Here is a 14,576-nt window from a genome sequence, read left to right on the forward strand (position 1 = left end):
CGATTTCTCGCGCCGCCTGCGCGGCTACGCCTGGTCCGCGAGCCGCGCATGCAGGGCGCCCTGCATGCGCCGCAGCGCTTCGCCGAGGAGCGCGCGCGGGCAGCCGAAGTTCAGGCGCACGAAGCCGGGCATGCCGAAGGGGGCGCCATCGGACAGGCCGACGCCGGCGTCCTCGAAGAAGCGCATCGGGTCTTCGAGGCCGGCGCCGCGGCAGTCGATCCACGCGAGGTAGGTCGCTTCGGGCCGCGTCGTCGCGAGGCCGGGCATCGACGCGACGGCGTCCAGCACCAGGTCGAGGTTGCCGCGCAGGTAGTCGAGCAGGGCCGCGCGCCACGGCCCGCCGTCGCGGTATGCGGCTTCGGCGGCGACAAGGCCGAGCAGGTTGTTGTGCGGGACGACGCCGCGCATCTCGTGGCGGAAGCGTCGGCGCAGCCCGGGATCGGGAATGATCGCCAGCGCGCAGTAGAGCGCGGGGATGTTCCACGTCTTGGACGGCGCCATCAGCGTGATCGTGCGGCGGGCGGTCGCTGCGTCGAGCGCGGCGATCGGGATGTGTGGCGTGGCCGGATCGAGGACCAGGCCGCAGTGGATCTCGTCGGAACAGATCGTCAGGTCGTGCCGTTCGGCGAGGCCGGCGAGCCAGGTGAGTTCATCGCGGTCGAACACGCGGCCGACCGGGTTGTGCGGGTTGCATAGCATCAGCAGGCGCGTGCGCGCGGTGATGGCATCTTCCACTTCCGCGCGGTCCCACCCCCAGCGGCCCTTATCGAGTTTCAGCGCGCGCGTGACCAGGCGCCGGTCGCTGTTGCCGGGCGCGGTGAGGAAGGGCGGATATACGGGAGTCGCGGTGAACACTTCGTCGCCGGCTTCGCCGGTGGCGCGGCACGCGAGGTTGAAGCCGGTGACGACGCCCGGCAGCCACACGATCCAGTCCGCCTCGATGCGCCAGCCGTGGTCGCGGGCGATGCCGTCGATGACGGCTTCCGAGATGCTGGGCCAGGGGTCGGTGTAGCCGAAGACGCGGTGGTCGATGCGTGCGCGGATCGCATCGATGACCGGCGGCGGCGCGGGGAAGTCCATGTCCGCGACCCACAGCGGCAGCACGTCGCGTCCGGCGTAGCGGCTCCATTTCTCGCCGGGCACGGCACGGCGGTCGGGAACGTGGTCGAAATCGAATGGCGCGGAGGACATGGTTGCGGATCCTGCGTGGTGGAATGGGTAGGTTGGGGATTTCCCTTCGGGAATTGTCCGTGGGCGAGGGATACAATTACACAAAAACGACCCGCTGGCGTTGGAGGAAGACAATCGTGCAACACCTCACGGCCCACCCCGATGGCATTCTCGCGGTGGACTCCGGCTACTGCCACCCCGGCCTTGCGGCCATTCACCTGATCATCCACGAGGGGCGTGCCGCCGTCGTGGACACCGGCACCAATGCGTCGGCGCCGCGCGTGTTGACGGCGCTGGCCGCGGCCGGGATCGTGCCGGAGCGCGTGCAGTGGGTGATCCTGACGCATATCCACCTCGATCACGCCGGCGGCGCCGGCAGCCTGATGTGCGCGTTCCCGAACGCGAAGCTCGTCGTCCATCCGCGCGGCGCGCGCCACATGATCGATCCGGCGAAGCTGTGGGAAGGCACGTCCGCCGTGTACGGCGCGGAGCGCGCCTTCGCGTTGTACGGTCGGCTGGCGCCGGTCGAGGCCGGGCGCATCGTCGCCACCGAGGAGGACATGGTCCTCGATCTGGGTACGCGCAGGCTGCGCATCCTGCACACGCCGGGGCATGCGAAGCACCACATCTGCATCTGGGACGAGACCGCGCGCGCCTTCTTCTCCGGCGACACCTTCGGGCTGTCGTACCGCGAGTTCGACGTCGATGGCCGGCCGTCGGTGTATCCGACGACGACGCCGACGCAGTTCGAACCGGACGCGCTGCACGAGTCGATCGACCGGCTGGTGAGCTATCGCCCCGATGCGATGTACCTGACCCACTACAGCCGCGTGACCGGCGTGGACCGGCTCGCCGCGGACCTGCACCGGCTGATCGACACCCAGATCGCGGTCGCGCGCGCGGCGCGCGGGGATGGGGTCGCCCGCCACGTCGAGATCCTCGCGGGGCTGGAGCAGATCGTGCGCGAGGAGGCCGAACGTCATGGCTGGCCGCTGTCGGAAGAGGAAATCTTCAGGGTGCTGCGGACCGATCTCGAGCTCAATGCGCAGGGCCTGGGGATCTGGCTCGACGACTGTGCGCTGCGCGAGCTGAGCACCGCCTGATCCGCGACGCGCCCGGCGTCTAGGGCGTCGCGTCGGCGGGGCGGGCCTGCAGCGCCTCGTACTTCGCCCGCGCCGCCGCGTCGCCCTGCAGTGCCGCCTGCGCGTACCAGTGCTCGGCCTGGCGAAGGTCCGCGGGCACCCCTTCTCCCGATTCGTACATCGAAGCGACGATGTACTGCGCGCCGGCGTGCCCCGCGCGCGCCGCGGCGAGGTACCAGCGCGCGGCCGCCGTGAAATCCAGCGGCATGCCGTGGCCGACGTAGTACATGGTCGCGAGGTTGACCTGGGCGTCCGTGTGCCCCTGCTCGGCGGCGCGGCGGTACCACTCCGCCGCGATGGGGAGCGATTTAGCGACGCCGCTGCCGCGGTCGTACAGCAGCGCGAAGTTGAACTGTGCCTGCGCGAGGCCCGCGCCGGCCGCTCGCCTGAGCCAGCGCCATGCGGCGTCGGGTTCCGGCGCGGCGGTCTCCTTGCGGAACAGCATCATCGCGAGGTTGAACTGGGCGAGCCGGTTGCCGGCGCGCGCGGCGCGGTCGAAGAGCTGCGCGGCTTCGTCGAAACGGCCGGCCTCGTAGGCGCTGACCGCGTTTTGCGCGAGCGCGGCCGGGGGCGTGGAATCGGCGCGGGCGGGGGCGTGGGCGGTTGCGGTGCCGAGCAGGCCGGCGGCCAGCAGCGTACGGCATGCCAGATGGCGCATCGTGGGTCCTCCAATGGCCCATTGGAGCGGAGGCGCGCAGGCGAGTTCATCGCGGCCGCGCTGCGGTAACATCCGCGCTTCTGCGTGCAACGGTAATTGCCATGTCCGGCCCCAGTCCCGAATCCCCTGTCGAAGTCGATCGCGAGCGCCGTTTCGGCGGCATCGCCCGCCTGTACGGGGCCGATGCGCCCGCGCGCCTAGACGCCGCGCATGCGTGCGTGATCGGCGTCGGCGGCGTCGGCTCGTGGATCGCGGAAGCGCTGGCGCGCAGCGGCGTGGGGCGCATCACGCTGATCGATCTCGACCATGTCGCCGAGTCAAACATCAATCGCCAGATCCACGCGCTCGACCCGACGCTGGGACAGGCCAAGGTGCTGGCGATGGCCGAGCGCATCCGTGCGATCAATCCGCATGCGCGTGTCGAGGTGGTCGAGGATTTCGTCACGACGGACAACGCGGCGGACCTGCTGCAGGGCTTCGACGTCGTTGTCGATGCGATCGACAACGTGCGCGCCAAGGTCGCGATCGTGCTGGTGTGCCGTCGGCGGCGCATCCCGCTGATCGTCGCCGGCGGCGCCGGCGGCAAGACCGATCCGGGCCGCATCCGCGTCGACGACCTGTCGCGCACCGAGCAGGACCCGCTGCTCGCCAAGGTGAGGAAGCGCCTGCGCAGCGAGCACGGCTTTCCGCGCAATCCCAAGCGCCCGTTCGGCATCGAGGCGGTGTATTCGTGCGAGCCGCTGCGCCTCGACGACCTCGCGTGCGACCTGCCGCACGGGCCGCAGGGGCTGGCGTGCGCGGGCTACGGCTCGAGCGTCGCGGTGACGGCCTCGGTCGGCATGTTCGCCGCCGCGCGCGCGATCGAACGTCTGCTCGCGCCGCCGGTCGACGCCAGTTCCGAAACTGTCGAGAGCGAATCATGAGCGACGCACATGCGGTGGTGCTGTTCGGACACGGCGCCCGCGATCCCGAATGGGCGCGGCCGATGCAGCGCACGCGCGATCATCTGCGCACGCAGGCGCCCGGGCTGCGCGTCGAGTTGGCCTTCCTCGAATTCATGACGCCGACGCTCGAAGACGCGATCGCCGCGCTGGCGCGCGACGGCATGCGGCATATCACCGTCGTGCCGATGTTCATCGCCCAGGGCGGGCATCTGAAGAGCGACGTGCCCCGGCTCCTCGCCAGCGCGCGCGCGCTTCATCCCGGTTGCGAGATCACGCTCGCGCCAGCGGTCGGCGAGGCGGACGGCGTGATCGCCGCGATGGCGCGCTACGCGCTGGGGTGCAGCGGGGTGGCTTCCGCCGCGGACTGAGCGGCCCGGCAACGCATAGCGGTTGCCCTCATTCCTGTTGACTCGGCTGAATATAAGAATAAACTTATATTCATGACGAGATATTCCATCATCCGGATCGTGTTGCCTGCGCTTGCGCTGGTCATTGCTCCCCTGGCGCAGGCGCAGGTGCCGACGCAGCGCATCGAGGCGCGCGCGGTCGGCCTGACCCATCCTGCCGAGGCCACGCTGGAGGCGGTGCACCAGGCCACGCTCGCGGCGCAGGTCCCCGGTCGCATCGTCGAACTCAAGGTCGATGCCGGCGACCGCGTCGCGAAGGGGCAGGTGCTGCTGCGCATCGACGCGGCCGAGGCGAGCCAGGCCGTCGCCGGCGCCGAAGCCGGCATCGCGCAGGCCCAGGCCAATCAGATCAACGCGAAAGCGGCGTACGAGCGCACGAAGACGCTCGTCGAGCGCAAGTTCGTCAGCCAGTCGGCGCTCGATCAGGCCAGGGCGTCGTTCGACGCCGCCGAGGCCCAGCTGCGCGCGGCGCGCGCGGGGCGCGGCCAGGCGGCGACGGTGCAAGGCTACACGACGATCGTCGCGCCGCTCGCGGGGCTGGTCGCGGCGCGCCACGTCGAGCTCGGCGAGATGGCGCAGCCGGGGCGGCAGCTCGTGACCGTGTACGACCCCGCAGCGATGCGTGCCGTGGTTGATGTGCCGCAGCAGCGCCTCGCCGGCCTCGTGCCCGGGCAGATCCGCGCGCGTGTCGAGCTGCCCGATTCCGGCCGCTGGCTCGATGCCGCGAGCGTCACGGTGTTGCCGGCGGCCGATCCGCGCACGCACACGGTGCGCGTGCGTGTCGACCTGCCAGCGAACGCCGAAGGCCTCGTGCCGGGGACCTTCGCGCGCGTGCATTTCGCGACCGGCGAAGGCTCGCGCATCGCCGTCCCGGCCGCTGCAATCCTGCGCCGCGGCGAAGTGACCGGCGTCTACGTCGCCGACGGCAAGGGCGGCTTCGCGCTGCGCCAGATCCGCGCGGGCGAGCCGCTGGAGGACGGCAGCGTCGAGGTGCTGGCGGGGCTCGCCGGGGGCGAGGAGGTCGCGCTCGATCCGGTGCAGGCCGGCATTGTGATGCGTGCCGCCCGCAGCGGCGCCGCGCGCTGAGGGGGCATCGATGAGCCTCGGCATCTCCGGCCGCATCGCCGGCGCCTTCCAGCGCAACGCGCTGACGCCGCTCCTCGCGCTGATCCTGCTGCTGATGGGCGTGTTCGCGACGCTCGTGACGCCCAAGGAGGAAGAGCCGCAGATCGACGTCACGATGGCGAACGTGCTGGTGCCCTTCCCGGGCGCCTCCGCGCGCGACGTCGAGGCGCTGGTCGCGCGCCCCGCCGAACAGGTCCTGTCGCGCATGGCGGGTGTCGAGCACGTGTATTCCGTGTCGCGCCCCGGCATGGCGGTGATCACGGTGCAGTTCGAGGTCGGCGTGCCGAACCAGGACGCATTGGTGCGCCTCTACGACACCGTGCATTCGAACAAGGACTGGCTGAGCCCGCAGCTCGGCGTCGGCGAGCCCATCGTCAAGCCCAAGGGCATCGACGACGTGCCGATCGTGAGCCTGACCTTCTGGACTGCCGACCCGGAGCGCACCGGCTTCGACATGCAGCAGGTGTCGCGCGCGGTGGAGCTCGAGATCAAGCGCATCGAGGGCACGCGCGACGTCACGACCATCGGTGGACCGGGGCACGTCGTGCGCGTGCTGATGGACACCCAGCGCATGAATGCACACGGCGTCACCGCGCAGGACGTGCGCGCGGCACTGCAACTCGCGAACGCGTCGCAGCCGGCGGGCAGCCTCGTCGCCGGCAACCGCGAGGTGCTGGTGCAGACCGGCACCTATCTCGAATCGGCCGAGGACGTGCGCAGCCTCGTCGTCGGCGCCGCTGGCGGCAAGCCGGTGTTCATGCGCGACGTCGCGCGCATCGAGGACGGCCCGGACCAGCCGACGCAGTACGTGTGGTTCGGCACCGGCGCGGCCGCGGACAAGGTCGGCATCGCCGAGCGGGGCGTGTTCCCCGCGGTCACGCTGGCGGTGTCGAAGAAGCCGGGTGCGAACGCCGCGGATGTCGCCGATGACGTGCTCGCGCGCGCCGAGGCGCTGCGCGGCGAGCTGATCCCCGAGGGCGTGCAGTTCACCGTCACGCGCAACTACGGCCAGACCGCCAACGACAAGGCCAACACGCTGATCGGCAAGCTCGTGTTCGCGACCTCCGCGGTCGTGCTGCTGGTGTTCTTCGCGCTCGGCCGGCGCGAGGCGCTGATTGTCGGCGTCGCGGTGGGCCTGACACTCGCGGCGACGCTGTTCGCGTCCTGGGCGTGGGGTTTCACGCTCAATCGCGTCAGCCTTTTCGCGCTGATCTTCTCGATCGGCATCCTCGTCGATGACGCGATCGTTGTGGTGGAGAACATCCACCGCTGGCACACGCTGGAGCCCGACACGCCGCTGTGGCAGCTCATCCCGCGCGCGGTGGACGAGGTCGGCGGGCCGACGATCCTCGCGACCTTCACGGTGATCGCGGCGCTGCTGCCGATGGCCTTCGTCACCGGCCTGATGGGGCCGTACATGAGCCCGATCCCGATCAACGCGTCGATGGGCATGTTCATCTCGCTCGCGGTGGCGTTCGTCGTGACGCCGTGGCTCGCGCAGCGCCTCCTCAAATCCGTCGATGCGCACCACCACGAGGGCGAGGACAAGCTCACCGCACGCCTCGACCGCGTCTTCCGCCGCACCATGTCGCCGATGCTCGACCCCGTGCGCGGCGGCGGCGCGCGCCTCAAGCTGTGGCTGATCGTCGTCGCGCTGATCGTCGTGTCGGTCGCGCTGCCGGTGTTCAAGCTCGTCGCGCTGAAGATGCTGCCGCTCGACAACAAGAGCGAGTTCCAGGTCGTGCTCGACATGCCGGTCGATACGCCGGTCGAGGAAACCGCGCGCGTGCTGCGGGATATCGGCGGATACCTCGGCACGGTCGAGGAGGTCAGCGACTGGCAGGCCTACGCCGGCACCGCGAGCCCGATCAACTTCAACGGCCTGGTGCGCCAGTACTACCTGCGCAGCGGCCCCGAGGTCGGCGATATCCAGGTGAACCTGGTCGACAAGGCGCATCGCGATCGCAAGAGCCACGAGATCGCCACCGCCGTGCGCGCCGAGGTCACGCGCATTGCGCGCGCGGCGGGCGGCAACGCGAAGACCGTCGAGGTGCCGCCCGGCCCGCCGGTGCTGTCGCCCATCGTCGCCGAGGTGTACGGGCCGGACTACGCGGGCCAGACCCTGGTTGCGCGCAAGGTCCGCGCAGCGTTCGAGGGCACGGCGGACATCGTGGATGTCGACGACACCGTCGACGAGGCCGCGCCCAAGCTCGTGCTGCGCGTCGATCAGGCCAAGGCCGCGCGCATGGGCGTGGCCCAGGCCGACATCGTCGAGGTCGTGCGCCTCGGGCTGTCCGGCGAGGACGTCACACCGATCCACGGCGGCGACAACAAGTACGAGATCCCGGTGCGCATCCAGCTGCCGTCCGAGCGCCAGTCCAGCGTCGACGCGCTGCTCGCGCTCAAGGTGCGTGCACGCGACGGCACGCTGGTGTCGGTGTCGGAACTCGTCACGGTGCAGGAGAGCACGCGCGAGCAGGTGATCTACCGCAAGGACCTGCTGCCCGTCGTGTACGTGACGGGCGACATGAGCGGCCATCTGGATTCGCCGCTCTACGGCATGTTCGACATCCGCGCGCAGATCCGCGACATGCCGCTCGCCGGCGCGCCGGGCCTCGCCGGGAGGCTGGACGAATGGTTCATCCGCCAGCCCGCGGAGGCCTACGCGGGCTTCAGCGTGAAGTGGGACGGCGAGTGGCAGGTCACTTTTGAAACCTTCCGCGACATGGGCGCCGCCTACGCGGTCGGCCTGATCCTGATCTACCTGCTGGTCGTCGCGCAGTTCCGCAGCTACCTCGTGCCGCTCATCATCATGGCGCCGATCCCGCTCACGATCATCGGCGTGATGCCCGGCCACGCACTGCTCGGCGCGCATTTCACGGCGACCTCGATGATCGGCATGATCGCGCTCGCCGGCATCATCGTGCGCAACTCGATCCTGCTCGTGGATTTCGTCAATCAGCAGGTGTGCGCGGGCGTCGAGCTCGGCGAGGCGGTGATCCGCGCGGCGGCCGTGCGCGCCAAGCCGATCGGCCTGACCGCGCTGGCGGCGATGATCGGCGCGCTCTTCATTCTCGACGACCCCATCTTCAACGGGCTGGCAATCAGCCTGATCTTCGGCATCTTCGTGTCCACCGTGCTGACGCTGGTGGTCATACCGGTGCTGTATTTCGCCGCGATGCGGGGTCGCATCGCGCAACTGCAAGGAGAAACACCATGACGCTGACCGTCAACCAGTTCGTCCGCATCTTCGCCGGCGCCTTCGTGCTGATCTCGCTCGCGCTCGGCGTCGACGGCTCGCCGCTGTTCGTGAGCAAGAACTTCCTGTGGTTCACCGCCTTCGTCGGCGCAAACCTGTTCCAGAGCGGCTTCACGCGCTTCTGCCCGCTGGAGATCTTCCTGCGCAAGGCCGGCGTGCCGGACAGCGCGGGCTGTCGCTGATCTATCGAGCGCGGGGACGGACCGCGAAAGGATTCAGCGTGGATGACGGTGCAGGGCTACAATCGGTCTGTCATCGACCCTGCAGCCGGCCCGGCCCATGAACGATCGCGCGTCCCACATCGAACGGCGGCTCGACCGCCGCATCCCGCTCGGCTGCCCCGCCGTCATCCGGCTGAAAACCGGTGAAACGGTGCGGGCCGAATGCGTAGAGATCAGCGTCGGCGGGATGACCCTGCGAGCGCCCTACGTGCCCGGCGAGGCCGAAGTCCTCGAAGTGATGGTCTCGGTGCCTGGCACCAACGGCGCGATATCGTCGCGCCCGCCGCTCGTGACCCGGCTCGAAGTGAAGCGCTGCCACGCGGTCGGGCAGGGCCTGTACGAGATCGGCGGGACGACCGTGCGCGTCGTTGGCTGACGCGCACCGCTCAGGATTTCAGCCGCGGAGCTTTCCGCGCACGATCAGCGTGCTCGCCCCGATCGCGATCAGCGTCAGCATCACCAGCGACCAGTTCGCGATCGAAAGTCCCAGGAAGCTCCAGTCGATCTTGGTGCAATCGCCCGCGCCCTGGAAGATCATCGGCAGGGCGTCCGCCAGCGGGAAGCTGCCGAGCATGAATTCCAGGTCCGGCCCGCACTCGGCGATTTCCGGCGGATAGATCTGGATCCAGGTCTGGCGTGCGGCCACGCCTGCGCCCGCCAGCGCGGCAACGAGGATCAGTCCCGCGTAGGCGCGCGTGCCCGTCCGGCCCGGATTGTGCAGCCCCGCGACCAGCGCGAACAGCGCGACCGCGATGAAGGCATAGCGCTGCATGATGCACATCGGGCAGGGTTCGAGGCCGACGTAGTGCTGCAGATAGAGCCCGAACCCGAGCACGCCGACGCAGGCGGCAAACAGTCCGAGGAAGACGATGCGGGAGGGCGGTGCGAATGAATTCATCATGGGCATGAACGGGTGAATGAGGCGCGATTGTAGGTCAGTCCGGCGCATTCGTCCCCTGCCGACGGGAAAAGTTCAGTTGCGTCGCACGCCTCCGGGGTGCGTGCGCGACGATCCTGCCGCTCGAAACGGTGGTGCAGATCCTGCAACAGTGAAGTGCAGGTATTCGGGTTTTTCCGCAACAATGCTTCCCCTAAAGTGACCCCATCGACAAACCACTTCGATGGAGCACCGAATGAACATCCTGCAAGTCAATTCCAGCGCCCGTAGCGAAGGTTCCGCTTCCACCCGTCTCGCCAACAGCATCGTCGTGCGTCTGCGCGCCGAGAACCCCGGCGCCAGCCTCGTCGTCCGCGACCTCGCCCGCAACCCGCATCCGGTCCTCGACGAAGCGGCCCTCGGCGCGCTCTTCACCCCCGCCGAGCAGCGCACCCCGGCGCAGGCCGAACGCGTCGCGCTCGACGACGCGCTGATCGCCGAGATCAAGGCCGCCGACGCCGTCGTGCTGGGCGTGCCGATGTACAACCTCGGTGTGCCGGCGCAGCTCAAGAACTGGATCGACGCGATCGCCCGCGCCAAGGAGACCTTCCAATACACCGCGAACGGTCCCGAAGGCCTGCTGAAGGGCAAGAAGGTGTACGTCGCGCTGACCCGCGGCGGCAAGTATCGCGGTACGGACTGGGATTCGCAGGTGCCCTACTTGAAGATCGTGCTCGGCTTCCTCGGCATGACCGACATCACCTTCGTCTATGCGGAAGGTCTGGCGATGGGGCCGGAGGTGGAACAACAGGCCTTCGCCGAAGCCCAACGCGAAATCGAGGCGGCTTTCGCGTAAGCGACGCCCAGCCTTGCATGCCCGGACGCCGGACACATAGATCCGGCGCCGGAAGAAATACAGAGAGCACCCCCGACCCCAACACGGAGGACAAGACCAATGTCCGATACGCAACAGCAACGCAGCAGCGCAGACGTCACCCGCTCACGCGGCGTCGAACGGCTCGTGGCCGGGCAGGCCACCTCCGACGGGGCGGGCGTCAAGCTCACGCGCGTGCTCACCCAGCCGCTGCAGCGTCGCCTCGATCCCTTCCTGATGCTCGACGCCTTCGGTAGTAACGATCCGGGCGACTACATCGCGGGCTTCCCCGACCATCCGCACCGCGGCTTCGAGACCGTCACCTACATGATCGCCGGCCGCATGCGCCACCGCGACAACGCGGGTCACGAGGGCCTGCTCGAGAACGGCGGCGTGCAGTGGATGACGGCCGGCAGCGGCGTGATCCACTCCGAGCTGCCCGAGCAGGAAGAGGGCGTGATGGAAGGCTTCCAGCTGTGGCTGAACCTGCCCGGGCACGACAAGATGTGCGCGCCGTGGTACCGGGACTTCGCCGCGGGCGAGCTGCCGTCCTTCACGACCGCGGCCGGCGCCGCGGTGACCGTGATCGCCGGCGAGAGCCACGGCGTGACCGGTGCGGTGACGCGCGACGCGACTGCGCCGCTCTACCTCGACATCCACCTGCCGGCGGGCGCCCGTTTCGCGCAGTCCCTGCCGGCGGAGCACAACGCCTTCATCTACGTGTATCGCGGCGCCGTCACGGTCGCCGGTACGCAGGTGGCGGTGCAGCGCATGGCGATCCTCGCGAACGATGCCGCCGCGGATGGCGTCGTGATCGAAGCGGGAGAGCGCGCGGCGCGTGTGCTGCTGATCGCCGGCCGCCCGCTGGGCGAGCCAATTGCGCAATACGGCCCCTTCGTCATGAACACGCAGGCCGAGATCCACCAGGCGCTGGCGGACTACCGGGAGGGACGGTTCGCGCCGATCCCGGGCTGAGGCCGAGTCGCAAGCCCCGCTCCTGCGCCCGGCAGGAGAGGCTTTAGCCCCGGCGGGAGTTTCCCTTCCCCGCGCTTTCGCCGCGGTTGAGGTCTCTCCTGCCGGGCGCAGGTGCTTCAGGTCGATGTTCAGGCTTCGGTGGCGAGCTGGACGAGCAGCGCGGCCTGGTCGAGCACCGGTTGCGGCACGGGAATCTTGCCGGCCAGCATCGCGCGGATCAGTGCGGCATTCTCTTCCACCGCCGGCGCATCCGGCAGCCCCTCCAGCGGCGGCGCGCCGCCTTCTTCCGCCGGCCAGCCGAGCTCCGCGAGCCCGTCGCGGAACACCTGCATCGCCGGCCGCCGGCGCGGATTCGCGTACGCCTCGCCCTCCGTGCCGCGCATCAGCACCGCCCTTCCGCCGTCCGCGACGAGGAACTCGTGCATGCGCTCGAGATACTCCGGGTGCGTGACGGCGACGACGCGCACGCTGCGTCCGAGGCACGGGTCGACGAGTTTCGCCATCGTGTGCCCGCTGCCGCGTACGCCCAGGCGCAGGCGCAGCGCGAGCAGGTGGTCTAGCCCCGGCAGCAGTTCGTCGAGGCGCAGGCAGGCTATGCGCTTTTCGGCGAGCTCGCGGTGCGCGTCCCCGATGCCGAGCGCCGGGTGGATCGCTAGCGCCGCGAGCAGTTCGAACGGGCTCACGCGCGACTCGAAATCGTGCCGCCCCTGGATCAGCACCGGTACCCCTTCGCGCGCCAGCAGCAGCGCGACGAGCGGCATCAGGTTGGCCTGGCGGCGTGCGCCGTTGTAGGTCGGCAGGATCACGCAGCGCGGGCCTGGCGGCACCGCGAGCTGCGGGCAGCGGGTGTCGATCGCGCGCTTGAAGCCCAGCAGCTCGTCGCGCGACTCGCTCTTGATGCGCAGCGATATGACGATCGCGCCGAGCTCCAGGTCCGGCACCTTGCCGTCCAGCATGTCGCCGAACAACTGTTCCGCCTGCGCGGCGTCGAGGTCGCGCGCGCCCTTGGCGCCACGGCCGATTTCCTTGATGATGGGGGCGTAGGTCATGGCGAAGATTATGCGTCGCCATGCGCGTTCGAGCCACAGGAGAATCGAAATGGAAGTCGGATTCATCGGCCTCGGCCTGATGGGGCGCCCGATGGCGCTGAACCTGATGAAGGCCGGGCACGAGGTGCATGTGTGGAGCCGCCGGCGCGAGTCGATGCAGCCGCTGCTCGACGCCGGCGCGGGTGAGTGCGCGAACGCCGCGGAGCTCGCATCGCGCGCGGAGGTCGTCATCAGCATGGTCGCCGATGCGCCCGACGTCGAGCACGTCGCGCTTGGGCCCCAGGGCGTCGCGGAGGGCGCCCGCCCCGGCCTGATCTTCGTCGACATGAGCACGATTGCCCCGGCCGCGGCACAGGCGATCGCGGCGAAGCTCAAGGCGCGCGGCATCGAGATGCTGGACGCCCCGGTGTCCGGTGGCGAGATCGGCGCGATCAACGCGACCCTGACGATCATGGTCGGCGGCGACGCGGCCGCCTTCGAGCGCGTGAAGCCCGCTTTCGAGGCGCTGGGCAAGACGGTGTCGCTGATCGGTGCGAGCGGCGCCGGCCAGGTCGCCAAGGCGTGCAACCAGATCCTTACCGGGGTGGGTGTCGCGGCGGTGGCCGAGGCGATGAACTTCGCGAAAAAGAGCGGCGTCGATGCCGCAAAGGTGCGCGAGGCGCTGCTCGGCGGCTTCGCCTATTCGCGCGTGCTGGAGAACCACGGCCAGCGCATGCTGGATCGCAACTTCAAGCCCGGCTTCAAGGCGTGGATGCACCAGAAGGACCTGCGCATCGTGATGGAAGAGGCCCATCGCCTCGGCCTCGCGCTGCCGACCTCGGCCGCGACCGCGCAGATGCTCAACGCGATGGTCGGCAGCGGACTCGGGGAGAACGACTCGATCGCGATGCTGAAGCTCCTCGAGCGCATGAGCGGCGGGGAGGGGCAGGACTGATGGAGGTCGGTTTCGTCGGCCTGGGCGCGATGGGGCGCCCGATGGCGCAACACCTGCAACGCGCCGGCCACCGGCTGCACCTGTGGGCGCGTCGCCCCGAAAGTGTGGAGCCCTTCGCCGGCACGGGCGCGGTCGTGCATGCGACACCGGCCGAACTCGCCGCGGCGACGGACGTCGCCTTCACGATCATCACGACCAGCGAGGACGTGGAGCGCGTCGCGCTGGGCGCGCGCGGTTTCGTCGACGGCGCGCGGCCCGGCTGGGTGCATGTGGACATGAGCACCATCGCGCCCGGCACGACGCGCCGTGTCGCTGCCGCGCTGGCAAAACGCGGGGCGGCGATGCTGGATGCGCCGGTGTCGGGCGGATCGGTCGCGGCCGAGGCGGGCACGGTCGCGATGATGGTCGGCGGCGACGCCGCGGTGCTGGAGCGCGTGCGTCCGCTGCTCGCGACCTTCGCGCGCGCGATCGTGCACGTGGGCGACAACGGCGCGGGCGAGGTCGCCAAGGCGTGCAACCAGATGGTGATGGTCGCAGCGATCCAGGCCTGCGCCGAGGCAATGCTGCTCGCGCAGGCGCATGGCGTCGATGCGTCTAAGGTCCGCGAGGCCTTGATGGGCGGTTCGGCCTCGTCGCGCATGCTCGACGTGATGGGGGACCGGATGATCCGGCGGGATTTCGCCGCCGGCATCGAGGCGCGGCTGCATCACAAGGACTTCGGCATCCTGATGGACGAAGCAGCGCGCCTGGGTACGCCGCTACCGATCGCCGCGCAGGTGTGGCAACAGCTCAACGCATTGATGGCGCAGGGTGGGGCGCACGACGACACGTCGAGCCTGATCCGCGTGCTGGAGGCCTCCAGCGGGAGGGCCGACTAGTGCAGTGCTACACGCTGTACGGCACTTAAGTTGGTACAACGTAGCTCCCTCCCCTTCAAGGGG

General features: G+C 69.6%; 15 protein-coding genes. 11 read left to right on the top strand and 4 right to left on the bottom strand.

The genetic code is table 11. The features are described 5' to 3' along the window. Positions 1 to 24: 24 nt before the first annotated feature. Positions 25 to 1,191: a MalY/PatB family protein gene (locus tag GPA27_RS04085; RefSeq protein ID WP_169138068.1), complete on the bottom strand. Its 1,167-nt coding sequence runs from the start codon at positions 1,189 to 1,191 to the stop codon at positions 25 to 27. Positions 1,192 to 1,307: 116 nt separating this feature from the next. Between GPA27_RS04085 and GPA27_RS04090 the strand changes: the two genes are divergently transcribed. Beyond that, positions 1,308 to 2,273, top strand: a complete 966-nt coding sequence (locus tag GPA27_RS04090; protein ID WP_169138069.1) for an MBL fold metallo-hydrolase — start codon at positions 1,308 to 1,310, stop codon at positions 2,271 to 2,273. Between the two features lie 19 nt (positions 2,274 to 2,292). Here the strand turns inward: GPA27_RS04090 and GPA27_RS04095 are convergent, their stop codons facing one another. Beyond that, complete coding sequence (locus GPA27_RS04095) at positions 2,293 to 2,970, bottom strand: tetratricopeptide repeat protein (RefSeq protein WP_169138070.1); 678 nt, start codon at positions 2,968 to 2,970, stop codon at positions 2,293 to 2,295. 101 nt (positions 2,971 to 3,071) lie between these two features. Here GPA27_RS04095 and GPA27_RS04100 point away from each other — a divergent pair, with 101 nt between their 5' ends. The 6 genes from GPA27_RS04100 (at position 3,072) to GPA27_RS04125 (ending at position 9,302) form a co-directional block, all read left to right on the top strand. Then, entirely contained in the window at positions 3,072 to 3,893 is an 822-nt protein-coding gene (locus tag GPA27_RS04100) for a tRNA threonylcarbamoyladenosine dehydratase (RefSeq protein ID WP_169138071.1), read from the top strand. Further along, positions 3,890 to 4,282 carry a sirohydrochlorin chelatase gene (locus tag GPA27_RS04105; protein ID WP_169138072.1) on the top strand — a complete coding sequence of 131 codons (393 nt, stop codon included), beginning with the start codon at positions 3,890 to 3,892 and terminating at the stop codon, positions 4,280 to 4,282. The genes GPA27_RS04100 and GPA27_RS04105 overlap by 4 nt, the downstream gene beginning before the upstream one ends. Before the next feature lie 72 nt (positions 4,283 to 4,354). After that, positions 4,355 to 5,407: an efflux RND transporter periplasmic adaptor subunit gene (locus tag GPA27_RS04110; protein ID WP_169138073.1), complete on the top strand. Its 1,053-nt coding sequence runs from the start codon at positions 4,355 to 4,357 to the stop codon at positions 5,405 to 5,407. Positions 5,408 to 5,417: 10 nt separating this feature from the next. Continuing rightward, complete coding sequence (locus GPA27_RS04115; RefSeq protein ID WP_169138074.1) at positions 5,418 to 8,666, top strand: efflux RND transporter permease subunit; 3,249 nt, start codon at positions 5,418 to 5,420, stop codon at positions 8,664 to 8,666. Continuing rightward, positions 8,663 to 8,887 carry a YgaP family membrane protein gene (locus GPA27_RS04120; RefSeq protein WP_076603183.1) on the top strand — a complete coding sequence of 75 codons (225 nt, stop codon included), beginning with the start codon at positions 8,663 to 8,665 and terminating at the stop codon, positions 8,885 to 8,887. Before GPA27_RS04115 ends, GPA27_RS04120 begins: the two co-directional genes overlap by 4 nt. Positions 8,888 to 8,984: 97 nt before the next feature. After that, positions 8,985 to 9,302: a PilZ domain-containing protein gene (locus GPA27_RS04125; protein ID WP_169138075.1), complete on the top strand. Its 318-nt coding sequence runs from the start codon at positions 8,985 to 8,987 to the stop codon at positions 9,300 to 9,302. A gap of 18 nt (positions 9,303 to 9,320) precedes the next feature. Here the strand turns inward: GPA27_RS04125 and GPA27_RS04130 are convergent, their stop codons facing one another. Then, positions 9,321 to 9,827 carry a disulfide bond formation protein B gene (locus tag GPA27_RS04130; protein ID WP_211164823.1) on the bottom strand — a complete coding sequence of 169 codons (507 nt, stop codon included), beginning with the start codon at positions 9,825 to 9,827 and terminating at the stop codon, positions 9,321 to 9,323. A 232-nt stretch (positions 9,828 to 10,059) separates the two neighbouring features. On the opposite strand from GPA27_RS04130, the gene GPA27_RS04135 reads away from it, so the two are divergent. Further along, a complete protein-coding gene (locus GPA27_RS04135) occupies positions 10,060 to 10,659 on the top strand; it encodes an FMN-dependent NADH-azoreductase (protein ID WP_169138077.1) in 600 nt (199 codons plus the stop codon). Between the two features lie 99 nt (positions 10,660 to 10,758). Further along, positions 10,759 to 11,652: a pirin family protein gene (locus GPA27_RS04140; RefSeq protein WP_169138079.1), complete on the top strand. Its 894-nt coding sequence runs from the start codon at positions 10,759 to 10,761 to the stop codon at positions 11,650 to 11,652. Positions 11,653 to 11,780: 128 nt separating this feature from the next. Here GPA27_RS04140 and ybiB read toward each other — a convergent pair whose 3' ends face one another. Beyond that, complete coding sequence (gene ybiB, locus GPA27_RS04145; protein WP_169138081.1) at positions 11,781 to 12,701, bottom strand: DNA-binding protein YbiB; 921 nt, start codon at positions 12,699 to 12,701, stop codon at positions 11,781 to 11,783. 49 nt (positions 12,702 to 12,750) lie between these two features. Between ybiB and GPA27_RS04150 the strand changes: the two genes are divergently transcribed. Both GPA27_RS04150 and GPA27_RS04155 read left to right on the top strand, forming a co-directional pair. Beyond that, positions 12,751 to 13,635, top strand: a complete 885-nt coding sequence (locus GPA27_RS04150; protein ID WP_169138083.1) for a 2-hydroxy-3-oxopropionate reductase — start codon at positions 12,751 to 12,753, stop codon at positions 13,633 to 13,635. Beyond that, positions 13,635 to 14,513, top strand: coding sequence for an NAD(P)-dependent oxidoreductase (locus tag GPA27_RS04155; protein WP_169138085.1), 879 nt, complete (start codon positions 13,635 to 13,637; stop codon positions 14,511 to 14,513). The genes GPA27_RS04150 and GPA27_RS04155 overlap by 1 nt, the downstream gene beginning before the upstream one ends. Positions 14,514 to 14,576 lie beyond the last annotated feature (63 nt).

It is taken from the genome of Aromatoleum toluolicum, from assembly GCF_012911005.2.
GTDB lineage: Bacteria > Pseudomonadota > Gammaproteobacteria > Burkholderiales > Rhodocyclaceae > Aromatoleum > Aromatoleum toluolicum.